Here is a 22745-nt window from a genome sequence, read left to right on the forward strand (position 1 = left end):
CCTTTCCAGCTCTTGCTGCCCGGCAATCAGCTGCGGTCGCGGATCGAATAAAAAATCAGCGCCGAAATCGCCCAGATCAGCACCAGGAACAACGCCGTCAGCGCGCTCAGCACTGCGCGGCGCGGATATTCCGGCTCTTCGGCCAGCGTCGGCTTGATATAGGTGGCCAAGTAAAGGCTCTGGCGGGCGGCATCATCGCGCGCCGTCTCCAGCGCGGTCAGCGCCGCGCGATAGACTTGCTCGGCATACTCCCGATCCACCGTCAACCGCTCGAACTCCGAGATCAGCGACGGGTAGTCCTCGCCCACCGCACCGGTATCGGTGTTGTTGGAAGCAAAGGTCTGGCGCTCGATGTTGATTCGCTCGCGGATCACCTCGATCTGCCGCCGCGCCTGTTTCAGACGCACATCGCCCGAACTGACAGTGCCCGCCAGCAGGTCGTATTCGATCAGCGCCGCAGCGAGCTGCTGCTGCAGGTTGTTCATCACCCCCATGCGGCCCTGGATATCGGCCTCCGGGTCAACGATGCGGGTGCGGGTGCGGAACTGGGTCAGCGCCTCGCGGGCCTGTTTCAGCCGCTCCAGCGCCTCCATCAGATCAGCTTCGGCATAGCGCATCGCATCTGCGCGCGCCTGCTCATTGAGCGCATTGATACGGATCTGGCTTTCCTCGACGATGGCTCGGGTCACCGCCTGCGCCATCTGCGCATCAAAGCCGACCGCCTGCACTTCGATCAGCCCGGAGCCGCTGTCATAGGAAATCCGGGCAATCCGCTGCCAGTACCAAACCAGCTCCTCCAGCGTTGCATCCGGCCAGATCGAGAAGACCCAATCCGTTGGCCAGTACTGGCTATAATGGCTGCGCAGATCCAGCCGCGCCTCCACTGCCGCGGCCATTTCCTGGCTCTGGATGAACTCATAGAGAATATCGCTGTCGGAGGCGGCCGTATTGCCGGCAAAGCTGGCCAGCCCGCCCAGAAGATCATTGGCGCCGGAGCTGTCCTGGCTGCGCACGGTGAAACCGGCAGTGGAGGCATATTGATCCTCGGCCACTGCAAACAGATAGAAGACCGTGGCCACCAGCGGCACCAGAACCATCAGCGCCAAGCTGGCGATCAGCCCCCAATGGCGCTGTTTCATCCGCGCCGGACGCGCCACCGGATAGGCCGGAGCCTGCGCGCGGACGGTTTCCAGCTCGGCCAGGGCCGCCTTGGCGCGGCTGCGCCATTTGCGCAGCTTGCGGCCCTTCTTGCCGCGCGCCTTCCCGTCGTTGCCCCTGCCCGCACCTCTGCCCGCGCCGCTGCCGCGGCCACGGAGACCGCGCGCGCCGGGCATCTGCTCCGCGTTGCCTGTCTCTTCTGCGGAGGCTTCCGGCTGGTCAGACCCTGCGGTGGCGCCTGACGATTTGCGACCAGTACGGAATTGCGCCGCGGACTTGCGCCGCGCCGCCGGACGTTCCTGTTTCATAATCTGCTTACCCCGGCCTGCAGCCGTTTGTAATTGCCTCGTCTTTCTTCCATAGTATCGCCTGCGACGCATCCATTCACAACCATACAATCACTGCATTCCCTCATGGCCAGCTCCTCATCCGCTGCTTCCGCAGCTCCGGCCGCACCGTCGGCACCGGCGGCCCTTGCCGCCGCCCAGACGCCCCGGCCCCACCGCCTCCGTTTTGCTGCGGCGCGCACCATCGGTGCCCTGATGCTGCGCGAGATGTCGACCCGTTACGGGCGCACGCCAGGTGGTTATCTCTGGGCGGTGCTGGAGCCGATGGCGGCGATCCTGTTCTTGTCGATCGGCTTTTCGCTGGTCATCCGCAGCCCGTCCCTGGGGACCAGCTTCCTGCTGTTCTATGCCACCGGATATCTGATTTTCAGTCTCTATCAAAGCATCTCAGGCGCAACCTCCCGCGCCATCGGATATTCCAAGCCGCTGCTGAAATTCCCGGCAGTCACCTGGCTGGATGCGGTGTTGGCCCGGTTCCTGCTGAACAGCTTGACCGGCATTCTGATCACCCTGCTGCTGATCGGCGGGGTGCTGACTGTGATCGACAGCCGGGCAGTGCTGGACCTGCCGGTGGCCGTGCTGGCCATGGTCCTGGCGATGGCGCTGGGGCTTGGGGTCGGCATCATGAACTGCGTGCTGATGGGGTTGTATCCCCTCTGGGACGTGGCCTGGTCGATCATCACCCGGCCGCTGTTCCTGGCCTCCGGAGTTCTCTACATCTATGAGGATCTGCCGCCGCTGGCCCAGGATATCCTGTGGTACAATCCGTTGCTGCATCTGAGCGGGCTGATGCGCACCGGTTTCTACCCGACCTATACCGCAGCCTATGTGAGCATCACATATGTTCTGGCCGTCAGCCTGTTTCTGCTGGCGCTGGGTCTGGTGCTGATGGGCCGCTACCATCGCGATATCCTGAACCGCTGAGCAGGCAGGGGCAGCCACTTGGTTTGCGCCCGCTTTGCCCCAGTACTGCCCGCCAGATCAACCTTCGCCGCTCAGCTCCAGCACCCGTGCATGGCTCACAGCCCTGCGCCGCAAGAGCCCGTCGCGCAGCGCATGGAACATCAGCCGCAGAAAGACCCTCCGGTCGCCGCCATGCTGGCGCGCCTTCATCAGCCATTTCGGCACAATGACCAGCAGCACCGGCCAGAACAGCCAGCCCGCCGCCATCCGATACAGCAGCAAGAGGTTGCGGTGATAGTAATAGGCCTTCCACAAGGGCTGGAACCGGCCGCGCTGCGCCTCTGATCCGCCATCCTTGCTCTGGAAGGTCGACAGATCATGCTCAAACCGCACCGAAGGTTCAAAGCCGATCCGGCCGCCCGATTTGGTCAGCCCCAGCGTATAGATCCCGTCATCGCCATAGATGAACAGCTCCGGATCCGGGAAGCCGATGCGGCGCACCGCATCCGCCGAGATGAAGAAGCCGACAAAGGAGGTGACATCGATCTGCATCCCCGGCCCCTCGTAATCCGAGGGCTGCACATGAAAGCCGGAGCGGCCGCCGCCGAACAGCGTGCGCAGGAACGCGCCGGCGTGCCAGAACGGGTTGCGCGAGGGGCGGTTCATCTCGCAGATGCGACCGTCCGGGAAATAGACCGCCGCCGCCACCGCGTCCCAGCCGCCACCGTCTGCTACCCGGTCTTCTGGCCCGTCTGCCGTGTCTCTCGGCTGCTGATGCATGGCCAGCCCGTGAAATGCTGCCAGCCCACCCGGCGCGGGCCGCCCGTCGTCATCCATCACCGCCAGCCAGTCCGGGCTGTGCTGCTCCATCGCCCGGCGCATACCCATCTCGAAACCGCCGGCGCCGCCGCGGTTGGTCTGGCTGGTGCAGATATCAAGCCGCGGATCCGCCTGCGCCGCCAGCCAGGTGCCGGTGCCGTCGCTGCTGGCATTGTCAGCCACCACCACGGCCGCCAGTTCGCTTGCCGGGCTCTCCAGCAGCCGCGCCAGCGTCGCCTTCAGCTTGTCCAGCCGGTTGTGGGTCACCACCACTGCCACCAGGCGGCCAGCGCCTGTGGCGGCATCCGCCGCCGCCAATGCCGGGGATGTGCTGCCGGGTGCCTGTGCTGTTACCGCCAAAGAATGCTCCTTGCCTGTCCGGACCTGTCTGGGCCTATCCGGGCCTGTCTGGTGAATCTGCTGCCGCTTATGCGCGCCCGAAAGCACATAAATACCAGATGCTGTCAAACGCTTTCCCGCCCGGATCTGCCCTCAGCCCCATAGGTCCGATTCGGACCAAATGTTTCGCGCGCGAAACATTTGGTCAATCTTACTGACCTAAATGATCTCTCTCGCGTGGCTGGTATCAGACGCTAAAAAGGGCCTTTCGCAAGAAAGGCCCTTTGCCTGCGGCGCGCGTATTTTTGCAAAGAAGAAGAGAAGCCAGGCTCTGATCAGAGCTTTTTCAGCCAGGCCTGCAGCTCCTTGACCAGGGCGGCGCTGACCGCCTCGCCGCTGATTTCGATCTTCTGCGCGCTGGGGGTATAGGCCAGCTGCACGCCGCGAGGCGCGGGCAGGGTGATCCGTTCGCCCGGCATGGCGGCGTCCCAGTCGCCGCTGCCGCGCACCCGCGGGGCGCTGACCAGCGGCGGAACCGGCGGCAGCTTGGGCGGCGCAGGCAGCGGCGGGGCAGCGGGCAGGGTGCCGTTTTCGGCTGCCACCTGTGCCAGCGACGGCGGCGGTGGCGGGAGATCAGACTCTAACCTCGGGGGTTTCGCAGGCTGCGCCTCTGTCAGACGGGTCAGCACCTCCAGCTCTGCCTCCGGTGTGGCGCGGTCGGCGGCCTGCAGCGCCGCAGTGGCGCGGGCGGCAAAGCCCGCATCCGCCTCGATCTCGCGCACCAGCGCCAGACCCAGCTTCTCGCTGATGGCGGTTGGGTAGAACAGCACCGCATCCAAGGCTTCCACCAGCGTGACAAAGCTGCCGATCTTGGAGCGTTTGGCGCGGGTCGCATTGCCGAACAGTGCCTGCAGCGCGTATTTGCGCCGGCTGAAAACCCCCTCCTTATAAGCGCGCACCGCGATCCGGGCGCGTTCGTAATGAGAGAGATTCACCCGGATCTCGTTTTCCTCGACCATCGCCACATAAGAGGCCTCGGCGCTGTCGGGCTGGATAACCAGCGCCTTCAACCTGGCAAATTGCGGGTCTGAAGTTTCTTCATAGAGCCTGCGAAGCGCGGTCAGCCGGCGCGCACCGGAGATCAGGCCATGGGTAATGGTGCCGGCGCTCTCCTCCAGCGGCACCACTTCTGCCGGGGTCTGCTGGCCGCGGGCCCGGATCGATGCCATGAGGGCGGCAAGCTCTTCCTCATCCTGTTCGATACGATCACGCACCAGATGGTTTTCGTCGATTGCCGCCAGCGGCAGCTCTTCGATCATCAGCCCTTTGGCGCGGGCGGTTTCCAGAACCCCGCTGAGCTCCTGCAGGGCGGCCTGAGCGGAGGCATCAGAGGCCACCTGGGCAATGGGGGCGGCGCCGACGCTGGACGCGGTGCCAAGCGCGGGTCTGCCGGCGGGGGCGGCTGCGAGGTAATCCGTCTGCGCCGGGGAAAGCCGTTTGCGTTTTGCCATATCCTGTCCTCATGTCTCCGGCATGCATGATGCCGGAAATTCCCTGTTAGAGCCTTAGCTCACCGCGCGCTGCCCGGCCTCATCCTGCAACACCTCGCGCCGCCAGACACCGATCAACAGCTTCTTGAAGGCGGCATAGGTCGCATCGAAGGTCTCGCGGCCGCGGGCATAGGTCTCGCGGTTGAAGTCGCGGTAGTCGGCCTCGTAGATGCCGCTCACCTGCTCGCCGGCCTGGCCAATGAGCGCGGTGTAATCCTGTTTGTGAGGGCTGAGCACCCGGCCCATATAGGCCTGCATCAGCGCCGCCAGTTCGCCCTGCTGGGCACCGTCATAGCGGGTGATCACAGTGCGCACCGCGTCCCATTCAAACGCAAGCCCGGGGCGGCCAAGCGCGCGGGCCGCCAGGTTCTCTCCCTCTTCGATGGAGGCAAAGGTGGAATGCAGCATGTCAAAGAAGCGGCCGGTGGAATCAAACTCCAGAAAAGACGCGCCCATCGGCACCAAGAGGATATCGGCAGCCGACAGCCCGTTGATGGTCAGGTAGCCAAGCGCCGGGGGCGTGTCGATGAAGATCACGTCATACTGGTCCAGGACCCCGTCGGCCTCCAGCCGCTCGGTCAGCGCATCCCACAGTTTCCAGCTGCGCGCCGCCATCCGCCAGACCGGGATCTGGAACTCTGCCCAGTAGAGGTTCAGCTGGGCGCCGATGAGATCGATGTTGGGCCAGTGGGTGGTCTGGATGACGTCCCTGGCCGTCATCTCCATGGCCGCATCCAGCGCTTCGTCCAGCGGCTGCGGGGCGTCGCCGCGATCGAGCCGGCGCTGGTTCTCCAGCCGCAGGTGTTCGCCATAGTGGCGCGCCAAAAGCGGGAAGGCGGTTTGCCATTCGTCCTCGACCCGGCCGCCAAAGATCGAGGTCATCGACCCCTGGCTGTCGAGATCAATCACCAGCACCTTGTAGCCATCAAGCGCGGCGGACATCGCCAGATGCGCCGCGGTTGAGGTCTTGCCGACGCCACCCTTGAAGTTGGCCACCGCCACCATTTTGGCAGGCAGCCCTTCGGGGCGGTAGGGGGTGTAGTCCTTGGCCTTGGAGCCCTGGGCGGCAAAAAAGGCCCGTAGCCGCAACACCTCGTCCAGGGTGAACCACTTGGCGCCGCCTTCGGTTTCCGATCTGCCCTGGGGCAGGTCCGGGTTGGCCTTCAGCACCCGGCGGAAATGGGCCTGGGCGACGGGGATCAGATAGCGGGTAATTTCCCAGGTGGAGAACAGGCGCAGCTCTTTGCGGCCGTCTTCGTTCATGCCACGGCTGGCGAGATCCGCGCGTCCCTGGGCGCAGGCGCTGGCGATTTCGGCAAAGCCTGCGGTGCTGGCGGGGGCATCCAATTCTGCCAACGCAGCGTCGGGATCAATGCTGAAATAGGGGGGAAGGCTGCTGCTTGCCTTGTGGATATCTCTGGCCATGAGAATGCTGCCTGTTGCCGGTGAGCCCGGAGGCTCAATGCGTGTGAAGTGGTGTTTGCTCTGCTCTGCAGCCCTGATGTGCTGCCTTTTTGCCAGAATACCCAAAAACACCGCACATGAAAGCAAAATGCGCATGCCGCCTGAATTTTCTAAGCAATTCCGGGATTTGCGGCGGGGCGGCTGGGGCTGTTTCAGAGCGGTGAAAAAAATCTGCTCTGTTAATTATGAGTTATTTATTAGTTACAGGGCGAGGAGGGCCTGTGCAAAGCCCTTTTTTACAAGGCGATTGGGGTGGATTTTGGCGCACGTGCGACTCTGAAACCCCGTTGAAACGACTCCGAACCCCCGATGTGACGATTCCGAACCCCCGTTGCCGCGGGGTGTGGATAACCCTAGGGTGAGTGTAATCAAAACCACGATAAATGAGTCGCGGCACCGGGGCATGAGATCCCAGGCCCCGGCAGAGCAGACGGCGGACAGGCAGATGGCAGCAGGGCTGACAGCGGAAGGGATTCCGCCAGAGGGGCAGGGGGATTTCTTCCTTTGCGATATCTTCGGGGCGATCCCCAAGAATGATCTGGCCTCGATGGAGCATCCGCTGTTCTCGCTTGGCACACGGCCGGACCGGCGCATTCTGAACTATCAGCACAACGGCGCCGAGATCACCGTGACGCCCTCTGTGAAGGGGCTGGCGACGATTCACGACAAGGATATCCTGATCTTCTGCATCAGTCAGCTGATGGCGGCGCTGAATGCCGGTCGCCAGGTCAGCCGGGTGCTGCATCTGAAAGCGCATGACCTTTTGGCAGCCACCAACCGGGAAACCTCCGGCGATGCCTACCGCCGCCTGCGCGAGGCCTTCGAGCGGCTGGCAGGCACCCGCATCACCACCAATATCGTGACCGGCGGGCAGGAGGTCACCACCGGTTTCGGCCTGATCGAAAAATGGGAGATCGTGCGCAAGGCCCGCGGTGGTAAGATGGTCAGCGTGGCGGTGACGCTTTCGGACTGGCTGTACCGGGCGGTGCTGTCGAAATCGGTGCTGACGCTGAGCCGCGATTACTTTCGGCTGCGCAAGCCGCTGGAGCGGCGGATCTATGAGCTGGCGCGCAAGCATTGCGGGCGGCAGAACAGCTGGCAGGTTTCGGTGGAAACCTTGCTGAAGAAATCCGGCTCCGCTAGCCCGCGCCGGGTGTTCCGCAAGATGGTGCGCGACATGATCGACGCCCAGCCCTTGCCCGACTACGCGCTGGAGGAGCTGGAGGGGGACATCATCCGCTTCAGCCAGAAACATGCGGTCACAGAGGCGGTGCTGAATGCGCCGCAGCTGAAACCGCAGACGCTGGAGGAGGCGCGCGCGCTGATCCCCGGCGCCGATGCCTATGCGCTGGAGGCGGAATGGCGCGCCATGTGGGTCCGCTCTGGCAGCCCCCGTCTGCGGGCCGCTGATGCGGCTTTCCTGGGCTGGGTCCGCAAACGCGCGGCGCTGTAGGGGCGCTCCCTGGAATTGGGTATTTGAAACCAGAAAGAAGCGGCAGGGCAGAGCGTCTTGCCGCTTCTTTCTGGTCTTAAATACCCGCGCCGCAGGCCGCCGTTGTGCCAAAGAAAGCGGCGCTCAGGTCTCTCTGGAAAGGTCAAAGGCATTGACCCAATGTTTCGCGCGCGAAACATTGGGTCCGGATCGGACTTTTCTGGGCGCGAGCAGAACCGGGCTTTGTTCAGCAGGACAGCAGCCAACAGGGCGGGGGCAAATCAGCGGCTGGACCTTAACAGGCCCGCGCCCCGCCTGGCGGCGGGGGCGGGCCTTGTCTCAGGTCCTGCCCTTGGAGGTCTGCTTCAGCCGTTGCCTTCCTTCAGGGCGCCAGACATGCTTTGCAGCACCGGGCTGATCAGATAGTCGGCCAGGCTCTGGCGGCCGGTTTCGATCATCGCCTGGGCCGGCATGCCGGGCAGGGTCTTTACATTGGGCAGGGCGGCCAGCTCTGCCGCATCGATGCGGATATGCACCGGGTAATAGGATTGGCCGGTGGCCCGGTCGGTGCTGCTGCCGGCCGCCACCATCACCACTTCGCCCTGGACCGGCGGGGTGGAGCGGAAGCTGTAGGCGGTCAATTGCACCCGGGCCTGGCTGCCCATGGCCACTTCATCGATATCCGCCACCGCGACCCGGGTTTCCACCAGCAGGCCCGCATCTGCGGGCATCAGCTCCAGGAGAGTTTGGCCGGGCTCCACCACCTGGCCCGGGGTGTTGACTTCAAGTCCGACCACCCGGCCGCTGCGTGGGGCGCGGATGGTCAGCCGCTCGGCCACGTCCAGGGTGGCGTCCAGGCGCTGGCGCAGGTCCAGGACCTGCTCCTGCACCTCCTGGCTTTGCATGGCGATCCGTGCCACCCGGTCGCGGCCGGTCTGCAGCAGCCGCTCTTTCATCTCGCCGATTTGCTCCAGCACATTGCCGCGGTCGCTTTCCAGCATCCCCAGAGTGCCCATCAGATCGCTTTGCTGCATCTGCCGCTGGCTGATCCGGGTTTTTGGCACCAGGCCTTTTTCGAACAGCCCGGCCAGATCCGTCAGCTCTGCCTGGACCAGCGCCAGCTGTTCTTCGGTGGCCCGGATGCGGGCATCGCGGCCCTTGAGTTGGTCCTTCAGCTGCAGGATGCGGCCCTGAAGGATGTCCATCTGGCCCAGATACAATGCCCGGTTGGAGGTGAGCAGATCCTGTTGCACTGCGACCAGCTGCGCCAGGTCCGGCGCCGCAGCGATCAGCTGCGCCAGCTCGGTGCCGGGCTGCAGGCTGTCTGCCTCTGCCAGATCGGCCTCCAGCCGCGCCTGTTGCGCCAAGGCGCTGGCCAGCTGGCTGTTCAGGATCGCCAGCTGCGCCTCCACCCGGCGGCTGTCGAGCCGGGCGATGACCTGGCCCTTGGCGACCTGGCCGCCTTCGACCACATTCAATTCGCGCAGGATGCCGCCCTCGTAATGCTGCACCGCCAGCCGGTCGCCGACCACATTGAAGGCGCCCGGCGCCACCACCGCGCTGGTGAGTTCCGCCCGGGTGGACCAGAACACCAGCCCTCCGAACAGGCCGAAGCCGCAGACAATCATCCACAGCACCAGCTGGCGCACCCGGGTCGGCGGGTGTTTGGGCAGCGCCACCGTCTGGCTGCTGTCTGCGGGCATCAGGTCACGAAAGCCGCCGGAGCCGCCGGGTTGTGGCGCCGGGCTGCGGGTCTCAGAGTCAGCCAGGCTCATGCGTGTGCTCCTTTATCCTGGGTCCGGAGGGCGGCGCCCTCCGGGGGCTTGCCCGAGGGGGTGTCCCGGGTTTCATCCCCCGTGCCCTCTGCGGTGTTGCGGTGGCGGAAGGGGGCTATCTTGGGGTCGTCGGAATGCGCCTGGGTCTGGGCCAGCGGCTGCGCCGCCGCCTCGATCACCTGGCGGGCTTCGCCGAAGCGGGCGATGCGGCCCTCCTGCAACAGCGCCGCATGGCTGACCCGGCGCAAAAGGCTGAGCCGGTGGGTCACTGCCACCACAGCGGCGCCACGGGCGCAGGCGGCTTCGATGGCGCTGGCCAGCGCCTCTTCGCCTTCGGGATCGAGGTTGGCGTTGGGTTCATCCAGGATGATCAGCTTGCGGTCGCCAAAGAAGGCACGGGCCAGGCCGATGCGCTGGCGCTGGCCTGCGGAGAGAAACTCGCCGCGCGGCCCGGCCGGGGCGTTGTAGCCGCCGGGCAGCGCCAGGATCATTTCATGCACCTGCGCCAGTTTGGCCGCCGCCACCACGTCCGAAGGGCGCGCCTCCGGGTCCATCAGGGCGATGTTTTCCGCCACCGTGCCCTGGAACAGCTCGACCCGCTGCGGCAGGAAGCCGATGTGCTGGCCGATCTGCGCCGGATCCCAGTCGGTGAGCGCGGCATCGTCGATGCGGATATGGCCGCGCACCAGCGGCTGCAGCCCTGCCAGCGCATGGGCCAATGTGGTCTTGCCGGCGCCGGAGGGGCCGATCAGCCCCAGCGACTGGCCCGGCTTCAGTTCAAAGGACACATCCAGGAGCAGCGGATCCGGACGCCCGGGCAGCACCACGGTGGCGTTTTCCACCGCCAGCCGGCCGTCCGGCTCAGGCAGGGTCAGCCGCTCTGGCGCGGCGCTGAGATGGGCCAGGAATGTGTTCAGCCGCCCATGGGCGCCGCGTGCCTTGAGGAAGCCGCGCCAGCCGGCGATCGACTGTTCCACCGGTGCCGCAGCACGGCCCAGAAGGATCGAGGAGGCAATCATCAGCCCCGGCGTCAGCTGATTGTTGATCACCAGCACCACGCCAACCCCCAGCACTGCGATCTGCAGCCCCATGCGCGCGGCTTTGGCCAGCGAGGTCATCAGCGCCACCCGGTCGGTGGCCAATGTGTTGAACAGCAGCGCCGAAAACGCCTTGAGCTGCCAGCGCGCAATCAGCGGGCCGGTTTTGCCCATGGCATGGATGAGCCCTGCGTTGGTCATCATTTCAGCCACTGCGGTATTGGTCTCTGTGGCCTGTTTGGTGGCCTCTTCCAATGGTTTGCGGGCCATCATCTCGCTGAGCAGCCCCAGGATGAACAGCAGCGCGATGCCCGCCAGCGCCACCGCGCCCAGGATCGGACTGAACAGGAAAATCAGCAGCAGGAACATCACCGACCAGGGCGCGTCCAGAAGCGCCAGAAACACCGGGCTGGTGACAAAGCCGCGCAGCTCCTGGATGTCGCGGATCGGTTCGGCCCGGCGCAGGGCCGGCGGCAGCTGGCCGCTGATCATGCCGTCCAGAACCACCGGGCTGAGCCGGGCTTCCAGCCGAGAGCCCAGCCGCGCCACCAGACGCTGGCGGATCATGTCGAAGAGAAAAAAGAACACCAGCGCGATACCCGCGCCGGTGGTCAAAGCAATCAAAGTCGGAATGCTGCCCGAGGCCATGACCCGGGTAAACAGTTGCAGCATGTAGAGCGGCGCTGTCAGGACAAGGAGGTTTACGAAAACACTTGCCGTGAAAATGGCGGCAAGCACGCCCCGCTGACCATCAAATACCCGTCTTTCCTTCATTGTCGTAGCCCCCCGGCTGCACGAAATTGAAGTTAAAAAATCTGGAGAACAGCGCCCTGGTCCAAGGATGCAATCCTTGGCCGGGGACCAAATCGCTGTCCTGAACCAGGGCTGGACGGGCCCGGGGGGAGATCCCCCAGGCCCGCCGTTCCGGTGGCTCAGACGGCTGTGGGACCCCAAATGTTGTCGTAGCTGTCGTCAAAGCCGGTGTCGGAGGCCAGCACCTTGATTGCCTCGTAAGAGCCGGCATCACCGGTGGTCACCGCATTGATGCCCACGCCGCCGATCGGGATTGCATCCTGTCCCAGCGAGGTGAACGGTGCCTCGTTGCCGGTCAGGCCGAGGATGTTCACCGTGGCGCCGCCGGCGCTGATGCTGGTGTCGGTGCCGTCGTCGGTGACGGTGGCGCCGCCGCCGTTCAGCGCCTCAAAGGCTTGCTGCGCCGAAGTGCCGAGGCCGCCGTCGACATTGGTGACACGCAACAGCAGCACATCGTGGTCCTGGTCGATGTCAAAGTCGGTGATGGTGTCGGTGCCATCGGTGGAGGCAAAGCTGGCGCCGTCCCAGGTCAGGTCGATGATAAAGACATCCTGGCCGTCGCCGCCGGTCAGGTTGTCGTCACCTGCGCCGCCTTTCAGGAAGTCGTTGTCATCACTGTTGCCGCCATGCAGCCGGTCATCGCCGTCGCCGCCATCCAGGAAGTCGCCGCCCTCGCCGCCGAACAGCATGTCGTTGCCGTTCTCGCCATAGAGGCAGTCGCGGTCGTTACCGCCGCCCAGGGTGTCATTGTCCTCGCCGCCCTGCAGCACGTCCTTGCCGGCGCCACCGTACACCATGTCGTCGCCGTCATTGCCGTCGACAAAGTCATCGCCGCTGTTGCCGTTCAGGGTGTCATTGCCGCTGCCGCCATGGGCCACGTCATTGCCGCTGCCGCCTGAGATCCGGTCGTTGCCCTCCTCGCCATAGAGGAAGTCATCACCGCTGTCGCCGAAGATTCTGTCGTTGTCGGTGCCGCCGAAGGCTTTGTCGGAGTCGCCACCGCCGCGGATGGTGTCATTGCCGGCATCGCCGTACAGGCGGTCATGGCCGGAATTACCGTGGACGCAGTCGTCGCCTTCGTTGCCGTGCAGCTTGTCGCCGCCCTTGCCACCATAGAGACGGTCATCGCCGTCGCCGCCATAGCCGTAGTCGGCCCCGCGGCCGCCGACAATGACGTCATTGCCGCCTTCGCCGAACATGGTGTCACTGCCAGAACCGCCGCGAATGCGGTCGTTGCCATCCTCACCGCCATCTTCCGGGGTGTAGCAATCCGGGCAGTCGACCGGCTTCAAGCCGTTGACTTCATGGCCTTGCGGTGCCTGCGGCGAGGCTTCGTCGTCGCAGCAGCTCCAGTCGATCTCGTAGCCATTGACGTCGGCGCCGAGATTGCCGCCCTGGTCGCCGAAGATCAGGTCGCCCTGGGCGCCGCCTTCCAGCACGTCGTTGTTGGATCCGCCGCGCATGGTGTCATTTCCTGCGCCGCCGTTGACGTCGTCGCGGCCTGCGCCGCCATCCATCAGGTCCTTGCCGCGGCCGCCCTGCATCAGGTCATTGTCAGCCTCGCCGAACATTTTGTCGTTGCCGCCCTGGCCGTCCATGGTGTCGTCACCGTCGCCGCCCAGCATGCAGTCGGCGCCATCGGCATCATCGTCCTTGTTGCCGGTGCCGCTGACAAAGCCGAAGTCAAGATCGGCGCCCTGGCCCTGGCGCTCGTCGCCGAACATCTCGTCATTGCCGGAGCCGCCGATCACCAGGTCGTCCCCGAGGCCACCGGCCATGCGGTCATGGCCGCCCTGGCCGTGCATCCGGTCGTCGCCGTCGCGGCCGTACATGGTGTCATGGCCGTCCTTGTCGGTTTCACCGGACTGGCCCATGTCGCCCCACATCCAGTCGTCACCGCCTTCGCCGTCCATGCAGTCGTCGCCGAGCTCGCCGTAAAGGTAGTCAGCCGCATCGCCATCAGCGGCGCTGTAGTTGCCGTCGGCATCGTCGCCGAAGATGTGGTCGTCGCCCTTGCCGCCGAACACGCTGTCGCTTTGCTCGCCGCCCAGCAGGGTGTCATTGCCGGTCTCGCCGTCGATATAATCGCAGCCTTCCTCGCCATCGATCCAGTCATCGCCGTCGTCGATGTATTTCTTGCCGTAGATCGGCACCTGGTATTCTTCCCAGGTCTCCTGGTCGACCTTGGTTTCATAGCCGGTGATCACCTGCACGTAATGACCCTTGCCGTCGCCATCGCCGCCGAACAGCGTGTCATTGCCACTGCCGCCTTCGATCAGGTCGTCGCCATCCTGGCCTTCGACGTAATCCTGGCCCTTTTCGCCGTCGATGCGGTTGTTGCGCTCGTTGCCGTAGACGGCGTCATCGCCGGCGCCTGCACGGGCGTTGTCGCCGGCATCGTGGTCGTTCAGGTTGATCACATTGCCGTCGGTGCCGCCGATTTCGGTGGTGCCGTCATTGTAGTCCGGGTCGGTCTTCTTGTCGCTGAACCGGATATCGCATGTGGGGTCGCAGACTTCCCAGTCCGGATTTCTGTCTTCAATACCCATGGTAAACGTCCTCCTCATTAAGTGTGTGGGGCGGGGCAGCAGCTGCTGCCCGGGTCATGCCCCCGCCGGCGCCATGGCTGCTGCAAGCAGGTGGCGCAAAAGGCGTCATCATGCCTTCTGGAGCCATTGCACCCCATCTGCGCTGCAGCCGATGCCCCCAAATGGGGACAAATCGGCGCCTTAGATGGGGGCGCCCAGCCGAAGGGCCAGGCTGGCGGCGGCGTCCAGCAGCGGGCCGTGCCACCAGGCGCCGGCCGCCAGCGCCACCGTGGCCATAGCCAGCACCGCCAGCGCCGCGGGCCAGCGCCGCCGCGGCCTGGGCGCGGCCTGGGCCAGCGCCTCTGCCAGCGCTGCCTTGAGCACCGGTTCAAACTCGATCCGGAGCGCCCCCTCCATCCGGTTCACCGCGGCCTCCAGCTGGTCGATGCGGGCGCTGAGCGCGGCGCGGTCGTCGGCGGCCTTTTGCATGGCCTGGGCACCGAGGCCGTCGTTCAGGGTGGCGAACATTCCGGCGATGCGCTTGTGCAGCGCCACCAGGTCGGCCTGGGCGGCCAGCGGCGCCTCGCCCTGGCGCAGGGCGGTGGCGATCTGCGCCAGCACCGCAGCGCTGAGCCGCGGCGGCTGCATCGGTTTGTCCTGGAGCCGTTCCGATTTGCCCTGTTCCGGCTGATCCTGGGCCGACTGGTCCTGTGCTGCCGCGGGCGGGTTTCGGACGGGGTCGGCCCGGGTCTGTTCAACCTGGGTCTGTTCAACCTGGGTCTGCTCAGCCTGGGCAGGCTTGGTTTGAAAAGAGGCCGGCGCAGGCGGGCCTTGGACCGGGGTGTCCTGTGTGATCTTATTCATGACGCCCTCCCCACCGAGGCCTGCCAGGTCAGCCGCTGGGCCATCTCGGCGCGGCCTGCTGACTGCAGTTTGGCCAGCACCCGTTTGGCATAGGTGTTGAAGGTCTGTTCCTTGAGGCCTGCGATATGCGCCGCCTCGCGGTTGGTCAGCCCCAGCTGAATGAGGGCGGCCACCCGCGCCTCGGCTGGCGACAGCCCCATCTTCTGGGCCAGCATTTCGATGCGGCGGCGGTCGGGCTGGCGCGGCAGGATCGCCACCACCAGTGGCTGATCGGCGCCGCCGCAGCGGTAGCGGGTCAGCGACACCGGCAGCCGCATGCCGCTCTGGCGGTCCTCCAGAAACAGGATCAGCTCGCGCGGGCGCCCCGATCCGCCGCGGCGCGAGCGGGCGCATTCGGCGACGGCGGCATAAAGCCCGGCGGTCTCGCCCGGGCGGGCGCAGCAGAGGCGGCCGGAACTGTCGCTCAGGAGGTCGCCGCTGTCGAGCATGTCGCGGCCGGATTCATTGCAATGCAGCAGCGCCCCTTCGGGGCTGAGCACCAGCACCGCGCTGTCGGTCTTCTTGGAGACGGTCCACAGCAGCGCGCTGGTCACCGCCGCCTGGGTCTCGCCTGCCAGTTCGCGCAAGGCATCCTCGCGCAGCACCGGCCAGATCGCCTGCAGGATGTCGCCGCAATGGTTGTCATGCGGGCCGTCTTCGAGGCGGAGCGCAATCAAGTCCTCGCTGCCGTCCTCAAAGCTGCAGGAAAACAGCGCCCAGCCGTTGCCTGCCGCCAGATCTGCGGCCAGATCCGCCGCCTGTTCCGACGGTAGTGCCGAGGCCAGCGCCTGTGCCGCCTGCCCTCCGGGGCAGCGCAGGCGCAGCTCGCTGGCGGCGCCGGGCTGCAGCTGGCGCCGCAGCACCGCCGCGGCAGTGTCCGGACAGGGTCCGCCAAGCGGTGCGGAACTGGTCAGCACCGGGGCGCTGCGGTGCCCCGGCTGCACCAGAGCCAGCCGTGTCAAAGAAGAGATTTGCCTTTGCAGAGACTTTGAAAACAATACCTTGCCCGTTTGCGCAACGGACGCACTCAACATAACCATGTTGCCCCCCGGCATGACATAATGAATGCCTTGAAAGGTAGCACGGCAGGGGGCAGGGCAAACCGGGCAGAAGGGGTACGCCAAAGGCAGGGGAGTGCGGGCTGCGGCGCAGGAGCGGCCGAGGCAATACTACCATAGGGGTAGCGCTGCCTGGCAGGCCAAGTCGATTCGTGTAACCTGTGATTGTCATGTGGATAACTTAGATTTCTTTAAATTGTCCATTCTTGACTGGAAACGCTTCGTTTCCCCATACGCGGCAATGCCGAAGCGATCAGGATGCACGGCAGGATTGCAATGGAAACCAATAGGATAAGTCAGGAGCCCCGACTGCGCTCCGGGGCGGGCTGGCAAAAGGCGCTGCGCCAGAAGGCCAAGCTCCTTAACAAAAAGGGATAGATTCTTTATAGTTTATCCACAGCAATGCGCATCAGAAGTGTTTGAACGTCCGTTTGCGCAGCCCGGGCTGGAAGGTTTTTCCGGGTGTGTTCCGTTTTTATCACGATCGGGAAACGGCGGCGCCAGAGTGCGGCCGGGGCCGGGATAGCAGCAGGCGGACAATGTGTGTTTCAGGGAGCGGCAGCGTATTGCAGCCATGGCCGTCTGCATCAGCAGGCTGCTGCGGCAGTACGCTCCTGGAGACGCGCCGGTCTCAGGGACCGGTGCGGGTTACGAGTAAAGGAGTTTTGGATGTCTGTTCACATTGTGGGGGAAAGCAGGCTTCTCAGGGACATGTTTCTGTCCATCTGTGAAGCAAATGACTATGAGACCGGGCAGTGCTGCAGTGCCCTGGCGGAACTGCCGCCGCTGGGCACAGGGGACATGGTGCTGTGTTACTGTCACAGCCACTGCCCTGGCGCGGCGCTGCTGCAGGAGCTGCAGGCCTTTCGCATCGGCAATGGCACGGCGCCGCTGATCCTGATCACCGGCGATGACTGCCCGGCGGCCGACCAGAGGCGGCTCAGCCAATATGCCGAAGCGGTGATCCCCGAGCGCAAATCAGCAAATGCGCTGATTGCTGCGCTGAAGGTTGTGCAGGACGGTTACCGCATCGTGCTGCCCGGGACGCTGGCGGAGGAGACGACGGTGGCAGACAGAACAATGCAGCCGGACCGACATGGCAACGGATCCGGCAGCCGACCCCGGGCCAGCCACGGTCTGTCGGACCGTGAGCAGCTGATCCTGGCCAAGCTGACCGAAGGCGCCACCAACAAGAGCATCGCCAATGAACTGGGGATCTGCGAAGCCACGGTGAAAGTGCATCTGCGCACCTGCTTTCGCAAGATCGGCGCCAAGAATCGCACCCAGGCGGCGCTTTGGGCGTCGGATCAGCTGCCGCCGCCGCCGACACAGCGCCACTGAGCGCCGCCGCGGCAGACATGCAAGCGGCGCCTCGGCCTCAGGGCTCGCTGCATCCGGCTGATGCGCTGGCAAGAGTCAGATATCGGGAAAAATGAAATCTGTATCAGGCTGAAGCCGGGTATGCTTCCGGAGACGGGGCGGATGTCCCCGGCAAAGAAGAGGAAACCAGCCAGTGACAGATCACATCAATCCGCTATCCGCTCAGGCTGCAACCTCTTCCAATGCCGGTCCTGATACGCCGCCGCAGGATGTGCGCCCCAGGACAACCAGGACTCTGCAGGCGGCCCCAGAGGCTGCGGCCAGGCCTGCATCGGCGGTTTTTGCGGAAGCAAACCATCCGCAAGCTTCTGCGGATGGGGCGGCTGATGGCCCTCCGCCTGCTTATCAGGAACGGGATCCACGCGGTGCGGAAACTGCGCTTCCCGGCAAGCCGGATGCGGGAGCGGCAGAGCAGGAAAGGCAGGAGGCACCTGGGGAAGCTTCCGGTGGTGCCAGGGCCCGCAGACAGGGCCCGCCCCGGACGCCATCTGTTCTGAGCTCCCTGTTTGGTCGTCCCCGGCTGGATCCGCCTCGTTACGGCACACATACAATCAATCTCGGGCCGGATACGGCTGCTGCAGGCGGAGCCGGCAGATCCGCCAGGGGCGGCGGTGCCTCTCTGATGCAACTGCTGATTGGCAGCGCCCGGCCGGTCAACATGGAGCGGGTGCCCCATGTGCCGCCAGAGCTTTTACCGCCAGGGTTTAACGATCTGCCGGACTATAGCGAGACAGACCCGAACCCTGCCGCGAAACCGCCGCCATACAGAGAAGCGCCTGCAAAACCGCAAGACGGAGACGGCTGAGCCTGCTGGCCGGTTTGTTCTTGGTGCAATACCGGCTCCGGCTTTTAGTCTCTGCGCCTGCGGCGAGATCTTCATTTTCCGCGCCTGCGGCTACAGGGTTATTCTCCGTGCCTGCGGCACGAGCGCATTGATCTGGGCGATATGCTCGGGCAGGCAACGGGTCAGGAAATCATATTTCTCTACCACATGGGCGCGGGCGTTGGGGCCCAGATGCGCATAAGCGCCGGGATCGGACAGCACATCCGCCACCTGATCCGCCAGTTTTTCAGGCGAAAAGAAATCCACCAGCAGCCCGGTTTCGCCATGGGTGATCGCCTCGCGCACCGGCGCCACATCGGCGGCCACCACGGTGGCCTGCATCGCCATCGCTTCCAGCAAGGACCAGCTGAGCACGAAAGGCATGGTTAGATAGATATGGCAGCGGCTGATCTGGATGATCCGGCAGAGATCGCCATAAGGCACTTTGCCGAGGAAATGCACCCGGCTCCAGTCAACGCTGTCGCCCAGTTCATCCTCCATCTCGCCGCGCAGGCCCGCAGGGTGTTTGCTCTCGGCACCATAAGAGGTGTCATTGCCGCCGATCATCAGAACACGCGCATTGGGGCGGGCCGCCTGGATCCGGGGCAGGGCGCGCATCATGATGTGGAAGCCGCGGGCGCGCTCCATGTTGCGGGCGACATAGGTGACCACCTCATCCTCGCGGCTGAGCGGGCGCTCCAGCCGTCCCAGGCCGATTGAGGCATCGGGGTCCGGACCCAGCGTATCGGTGCGGATGCCGTCATGACAGAGATACATCCGGTCATGGAAACTGGCGGGGAAGCGGTCGCGCTGCCAGGCGGTGGGCACATGGCCCAGGTCCACCTGCTCGATGCTGGCATAAGGCACGGAATTGCGCGCCTCGGCAAAGAAATGGGCCTGGTCATTGGCGGGCCTTTCCGGGTCAAACCCGACCAGCCCGCCGGTTGTGCGGTAGAAATACTCGAAAAAGCCGATCACCGGCACATCCGGGTAGGGGTCCTTGATGAACATCAGCTCCCCCCAGCCGGTATGACCGATGATGATGTCGGGGGTGAAACCGGCCTCTTTCAGCTGCCGCGCCGCCAGCGCCACGCCCAGGCCCGCGCCGGCCGCCGCTTCCCAATCGCGCGACAGGCCAAAAGCATCCTTGGCCGGGGTGCGGAAGGGTTTGTAGGTGACCGTTTTGATCCCCTTCAGCTGCACGCCCTCGCGCTGGGTCAGGAAGACGATTTCATGGCCGCCCTGGGCCGCCAGCCAGGGCGCAAGTTCCCGGTACTGGCCGGGCATATTCTGATGCACAAACAGGATTTTCATGGGTCATGCATGCCAAGCCTGCGGGCGGGATGCAAGCGCCTACCTCCGTGTCTGTTGGCCTTCAGCTTTCGCGGAAGGCTTTGACGAAGTAGTCGGACAGCGGCTTGATGAGGTAGGCCAAGGGTGAGCGGGCGGCGGTGCGGATGTAGCTTTCCACCGGCATCCCCGGGATCAGCACCGTGCCCGCAGGCAGGCGGCCGCGTTCGCCGGGGTTCAATTCAATCTCGGCGCGGTAATAGGAAACCCCGCTGCCCTGGTCGTCAAAGGCATCCGCCGAGACCTGGGTGACATGGCCAAAGAGCTCTGGCGTCGTGCGCTGGTCCAGCGCCGAGAACCGCAGCGTCACCTCCTGGCCGGTGTAGAGCTGGTCGATATCGGTGGGGGCGACCTGTGCCGCGATCACCAGAGGCCGGTCCTGCGGCACCAGGTACAAAACCGGGTCGGCCGCGCGGATCACCGAGCGCGGCGTCTGCACCTGCAGCCCGTAGACAATGCCCGACACCGGCGCGGTGATGTCCAGCCGCGCCAGCCGCCCCTGCAGCGAGCGGCGGTTCTCGGCCAGCTCCAGCTCCTGGTAGCGCAGGTCGCGCAGCCGGCTGATCGCCTCCTCGCGCTGGCCGGTGGCCAGTTTCAGGATCTCGATGTCGATTTCGGTGATACGGCCCTCGGATTGCGCTTCCGAGGCCACCAGCTCTCCCAGGCGGCCCTGCAGGTCGGCCTCGGTGCGGCGCAGGTTCAGGACCGTCGCCGCCTGCGCCAGGCCGCGGTCCAGCAGCGACTGCTGGCTTGCCAGCTCCTCGCCGATCAGCTCCAGCTGCACCGTCATCGACTGCTGCTGTGCCTGGATGCCACGGATCTGCTCCTGGATCTGGCTGCGGCGCTTCTCCAGCTGTTCGATCTCGCGGGCGGTGGTGTCCTTGCGGGCTTCGAACAGGCGGCGCTGGCCCTCCACCAGATCCTTTACATCCGGCAGCTGCTCTGTGGCCTGCAGAAGTTCCGGCTCAAAGGTGATTGCGGCGGCGGTGTCGCGCTCGGCTTCCAGCCGGCCGCGGCGCGCCATCAGCTCGAACAGCTGGCCCTCGATGATCACCAGCTGCGAGGTCAGCTCATTGGCGTCCAGCCGCAGGAGCGTGTCGCCTTCGGCCACGGTGTCGCCTTCGTCGACCAGGATCTCGGCCACGATGCCGCCATCCAGATGCTGCACGATCTGGCGGTTGCGGTCGACCTCAATGCGCCCTGTCGCCACCACCGCGCCGGAAATCGACGACAGCACCGACCAGGACCCGAAGCCGCCCACCAGCACCAGCAGCGCCAGCAGGCCGATGATCAGCGGCCGCCGGGCAGGCCATTTGCTTTCGATGCTCATCGCACGCCTCCTGCGCCGGTTGCCTGGCGGATGTTCTGATGGTTGGCGACCATTTCCTGCAGCACCTTGTCCTTGGGGCCAAAGGCGGTCTGGGTGCCGCCGTCGATCACCAGCAGCATGTCGCATTCCTGGATGGCCGCCGGGCGGTGGGCCATGATCAGCACCGAGCGCCCTTCCGCCTTGATCTGCTTGATCGCCTGGTTGAGCGCGATCGAGCCTTCATTGTCGAGGTTGGAGTTGGGTTCATCCAGGATCACGATCACCGGATCGGCATACAGCGCTCGGGCCAGCCCGACCCGCTGCATCTGACCACCCGACAGCCGCCCGCCGGTGGCGGTGACCCTGGTGTCATAGCCTTCGGGCAGCTTCAGGATCATCTCATGGGCGGCGGCCTTCTTGGCGGCATCCACCACTTTGGCGGCATCCGGCTCTGGCTGCAGCCGGGCGATGTTCTGGGCAATGGCGCCGTCAAACACCTGCACCCGCTGCGGCAGATAGCCGATATGGCCGCCCAGCACATCCGGCGCATATTGGTCCAGTGCGGCCCCGTCCAGCCGCACCGAGCCCGCCGCTGGCGGCCAGACCCCGGTCAGCGCCCGCGCCAGCGTCGACTTGCCCGACCCCGACGGCCCGATCACCCCGATCGCCTGGCCCGGCTGCACCCGGAAGTTGACATTGCGCAGCAAGGGCGTCTTGCCGCCCGGCGGCACCGCCGCCATGCCCTGCACTTCCAGCAGGGCCTTGGGTTTGGGCAGCGCGGTGCGGGTCTCTTCCTGCGGCACCTTGGCCAGCAATTCCGCCAGGCTGTGCCAGCCCTTCATCGCCCGCTGCACCAGCGGCCATTGGCCCAGGCCCAGTTCAATCGGCGCCAGCGCCCGCCCCATCAGGATCGAGCCTGCGATCATCGCGCCCGGCGTCACTTCGCCCTGCAGCACCAGATAGGCGCCCAGCCCCAGCATGGCCGATTGCAGAAACAGCCGCAGCGTCTTGGTCAGCGTGGTGAAGCCACCACCGGTGTCATTGGCTGTCACGCTGTCGCTCAGCGCTGCGTCCCGCGCCTGTTTCCAGCGGCTGAAGGCGGCGCCGCGCATGCCCATCGACTGGATCATCTCCGCCTCGTTGCGGATCTCCTCGGACATCAGATTGGCCTTGTGGCCGGTTATATTGGCCTGCTGCATCGGAGCTCGGGTGAACAGCTGGTTCATCAGCGCAATCACCACCAGCACCGCACCGCCTGCCAGCGCCAGCAGCCCCAGCCAGGGGTGGAACAGGGCGATGCCGGCCAGGAACACCGGCGTCCAGGGCAGGTCAAAGGCGGCGCCGAGCACCGGCGAGGCAATCAGCCGCTGCACCGATTCCAGGTCCTGCAGCCCGGTCTGCGCCACCGGATCCTGCGCCACCGCCGAGCGGCGGGTCATCGCATCAAACACCCGTTTGTCGAGCGCCGACTGCAGCCGCGCGCCGACCCGCGCCATGATCCGGCCGCGGGCGTAATCCAGAAACCCCATCATCGCGTAGAGAAACACCACCAGCAGCGACAGCGCCAAAAGCGTCGCCTCCGACCGGCTGCCCAGCACCCGGTCGTAGACCTGCATCATATACAGCGGGCCGGTCAGCATCAGCAGGTTCACGAAAAAGCTGAATATCCCGGTGAACCAATACAGACCCCGGCTCCGCCGACGCACCTCAAGCAGTTCATCATATCCGTTCTTGTAAAGGCTTTTATTCATCATCAG

General features: G+C 65.1%; 16 protein-coding genes. 4 read left to right on the forward strand and 12 right to left on the reverse strand.

Going from position 1 to position 22745, the window contains the following annotated elements:
• Positions 1-26 precede the first annotated feature (26 nt).
• Positions 27-1466: a sugar transporter gene (locus ACP151_RS15480; protein WP_424979804.1), complete on the reverse strand. Its 1440-nt coding sequence runs from the start codon at positions 1464-1466 to the stop codon at positions 27-29.
• A 105-nt stretch (positions 1467-1571) separates the two neighbouring features.
• Between ACP151_RS15480 and ACP151_RS15485 the strand changes: the two genes are divergently transcribed.
• Entirely contained in the window at positions 1572-2429 is an 858-nt protein-coding gene (locus ACP151_RS15485) for an ABC transporter permease (RefSeq protein ID WP_424979805.1), read from the forward strand.
• 57 nt (positions 2430-2486) lie between these two features.
• Here the strand turns inward: ACP151_RS15485 and ACP151_RS15490 are convergent, their stop codons facing one another.
• The 3 genes from ACP151_RS15490 to ACP151_RS15500 all read right to left on the reverse strand — a co-directional run bounded on the left by ACP151_RS15490 (position 2487) and on the right by ACP151_RS15500 (position 6541).
• Entirely contained in the window at positions 2487-3587 is a 1101-nt protein-coding gene (locus ACP151_RS15490; protein WP_424979806.1) for a glycosyltransferase, read from the reverse strand.
• A 314-nt stretch (positions 3588-3901) separates the two neighbouring features.
• Complete coding sequence (locus ACP151_RS15495; RefSeq protein ID WP_424979807.1) at positions 3902-5077, reverse strand: ParB/RepB/Spo0J family partition protein; 1176 nt, start codon at positions 5075-5077, stop codon at positions 3902-3904.
• 54 nt (positions 5078-5131) lie between these two features.
• Positions 5132-6541 carry an AAA family ATPase gene (locus ACP151_RS15500; RefSeq protein ID WP_424979808.1) on the reverse strand — a complete coding sequence of 470 codons (1410 nt, stop codon included), beginning with the start codon at positions 6539-6541 and terminating at the stop codon, positions 5132-5134.
• Between the two features lie 484 nt (positions 6542-7025).
• Between ACP151_RS15500 and ACP151_RS15505 the strand changes: the two genes are divergently transcribed.
• Positions 7026-8033, forward strand: coding sequence for a replication initiator protein A (locus ACP151_RS15505; protein ID WP_424979817.1), 1008 nt, complete (start codon positions 7026-7028; stop codon positions 8031-8033).
• A gap of 344 nt (positions 8034-8377) precedes the next feature.
• Here ACP151_RS15505 and ACP151_RS15510 read toward each other — a convergent pair whose 3' ends face one another.
• From ACP151_RS15510 to ACP151_RS15530, 5 genes are all read right to left on the reverse strand, one after another.
• Positions 8378-9787, reverse strand: a complete 1410-nt coding sequence (locus ACP151_RS15510) for an HlyD family type I secretion periplasmic adaptor subunit (protein WP_424979809.1) — start codon at positions 9785-9787, stop codon at positions 8378-8380.
• The gene (locus ACP151_RS15515; protein WP_424979810.1) at positions 9784-11598 is read right to left on the reverse strand and encodes a type I secretion system permease/ATPase; all 1815 of its coding nucleotides are present in this window, start codon (positions 11596-11598) and stop codon (positions 9784-9786) included. Before ACP151_RS15515 ends, ACP151_RS15510 begins: the two co-directional genes overlap by 4 nt.
• Before the next feature lie 158 nt (positions 11599-11756).
• Positions 11757-14186: a calcium-binding protein gene (locus ACP151_RS15520; protein ID WP_424979811.1), complete on the reverse strand. Its 2430-nt coding sequence runs from the start codon at positions 14184-14186 to the stop codon at positions 11757-11759.
• A gap of 180 nt (positions 14187-14366) precedes the next feature.
• Positions 14367-15029 (reverse strand): hypothetical protein, encoded by a 663-nt coding sequence (locus tag ACP151_RS15525; RefSeq protein WP_424979812.1) that lies wholly within the window; start codon positions 15027-15029, stop codon positions 14367-14369.
• A complete protein-coding gene (locus tag ACP151_RS15530; protein WP_424979813.1) occupies positions 15026-16030 on the reverse strand; it encodes a helix-turn-helix transcriptional regulator in 1005 nt (334 codons plus the stop codon). Before ACP151_RS15530 ends, ACP151_RS15525 begins: the two co-directional genes overlap by 4 nt.
• A gap of 765 nt (positions 16031-16795) precedes the next feature.
• Between ACP151_RS15530 and ACP151_RS15535 the strand changes: the two genes are divergently transcribed.
• Together ACP151_RS15535 and ACP151_RS15540 are read left to right on the forward strand one after the other, a co-directional pair.
• Positions 16796-17467 (forward strand): helix-turn-helix transcriptional regulator, encoded by a 672-nt coding sequence (locus tag ACP151_RS15535; RefSeq protein ID WP_424979814.1) that lies wholly within the window; start codon positions 16796-16798, stop codon positions 17465-17467.
• A 661-nt stretch (positions 17468-18128) separates the two neighbouring features.
• Entirely contained in the window at positions 18129-18311 is a 183-nt protein-coding gene (locus ACP151_RS15540) for a hypothetical protein (protein ID WP_424979815.1), read from the forward strand.
• A gap of 90 nt (positions 18312-18401) precedes the next feature.
• Here ACP151_RS15540 and ACP151_RS15545 read toward each other — a convergent pair whose 3' ends face one another.
• The 3 genes from ACP151_RS15545 to ACP151_RS15555 form a co-directional block, all read right to left on the reverse strand.
• Positions 18402-19643 carry a glycosyltransferase family 4 protein gene (locus ACP151_RS15545; protein ID WP_424979816.1) on the reverse strand — a complete coding sequence of 414 codons (1242 nt, stop codon included), beginning with the start codon at positions 19641-19643 and terminating at the stop codon, positions 18402-18404.
• Between the two features lie 61 nt (positions 19644-19704).
• The gene (locus ACP151_RS15550) at positions 19705-21009 is read right to left on the reverse strand and encodes an HlyD family type I secretion periplasmic adaptor subunit (RefSeq protein WP_424978016.1); all 1305 of its coding nucleotides are present in this window, start codon (positions 21007-21009) and stop codon (positions 19705-19707) included.
• On the reverse strand, positions 21006-22739 hold the full coding sequence (locus ACP151_RS15555) for a type I secretion system permease/ATPase (protein ID WP_424978024.1): 1734 nt from the start codon (positions 22737-22739) through the stop codon (positions 21006-21008). The genes ACP151_RS15550 and ACP151_RS15555 overlap by 4 nt, the downstream gene beginning before the upstream one ends.
• Positions 22740-22745: the final 6 nt, after the last annotated feature.

It is taken from the genome of Leisingera sp. S232 (assembly GCF_049800895.1).
Classification (GTDB): domain Bacteria; phylum Pseudomonadota; class Alphaproteobacteria; order Rhodobacterales; family Rhodobacteraceae; genus Leisingera.

What these genes read in the sequence shown, in the direction of transcription:
- ACP151_RS15480 (WP_424979804.1), bottom strand. Translation starts at nt 1,466, where the DNA reads ATGAAACAGGAACGTCCGGCGGCGCGGCGCAAGTCCGCGGCGCAATTC.
- ACP151_RS15485 (WP_424979805.1), top strand. Translation starts at nt 1,572, where the DNA reads ATGGCCAGCTCCTCATCCGCTGCTTCCGCAGCTCCGGCCGCACCGTCG.
- ACP151_RS15495 (WP_424979807.1), bottom strand. Translation starts at nt 5,077, where the DNA reads ATGGCAAAACGCAAACGGCTTTCCCCGGCGCAGACGGATTACCTCGCA.
- ACP151_RS15500 (WP_424979808.1), bottom strand. Translation starts at nt 6,541, where the DNA reads ATGGCCAGAGATATCCACAAGGCAAGCAGCAGCCTTCCCCCCTATTTC.
- ACP151_RS15505 (WP_424979817.1), top strand. Translation starts at nt 7,026, where the DNA reads ATGGCAGCAGGGCTGACAGCGGAAGGGATTCCGCCAGAGGGGCAGGGG.
- ACP151_RS15510 (WP_424979809.1), bottom strand. Translation starts at nt 9,787, where the DNA reads ATGAGCCTGGCTGACTCTGAGACCCGCAGCCCGGCGCCACAACCCGGC.
- ACP151_RS15515 (WP_424979810.1), bottom strand. Translation starts at nt 11,598, where the DNA reads ATGAAGGAAAGACGGGTATTTGATGGTCAGCGGGGCGTGCTTGCCGCC.
- ACP151_RS15520 (WP_424979811.1), bottom strand. Translation starts at nt 14,186, where the DNA reads ATGGGTATTGAAGACAGAAATCCGGACTGGGAAGTCTGCGACCCCACA.
- ACP151_RS15525 (WP_424979812.1), bottom strand. Translation starts at nt 15,029, where the DNA reads ATGAATAAGATCACACAGGACACCCCGGTCCAAGGCCCGCCTGCGCCG.
- ACP151_RS15535 (WP_424979814.1), top strand. Translation starts at nt 16,796, where the DNA reads ATGTCTGTTCACATTGTGGGGGAAAGCAGGCTTCTCAGGGACATGTTT.
- ACP151_RS15540 (WP_424979815.1), top strand. Translation starts at nt 18,129, where the DNA reads ATGCAACTGCTGATTGGCAGCGCCCGGCCGGTCAACATGGAGCGGGTG.
- ACP151_RS15545 (WP_424979816.1), bottom strand. Translation starts at nt 19,643, where the DNA reads ATGAAAATCCTGTTTGTGCATCAGAATATGCCCGGCCAGTACCGGGAA.
- ACP151_RS15550 (WP_424978016.1), bottom strand. Translation starts at nt 21,009, where the DNA reads ATGAGCATCGAAAGCAAATGGCCTGCCCGGCGGCCGCTGATCATCGGC.
- ACP151_RS15555 (WP_424978024.1), bottom strand. Translation starts at nt 22,739, where the DNA reads ATGAATAAAAGCCTTTACAAGAACGGATATGATGAACTGCTTGAGGTG.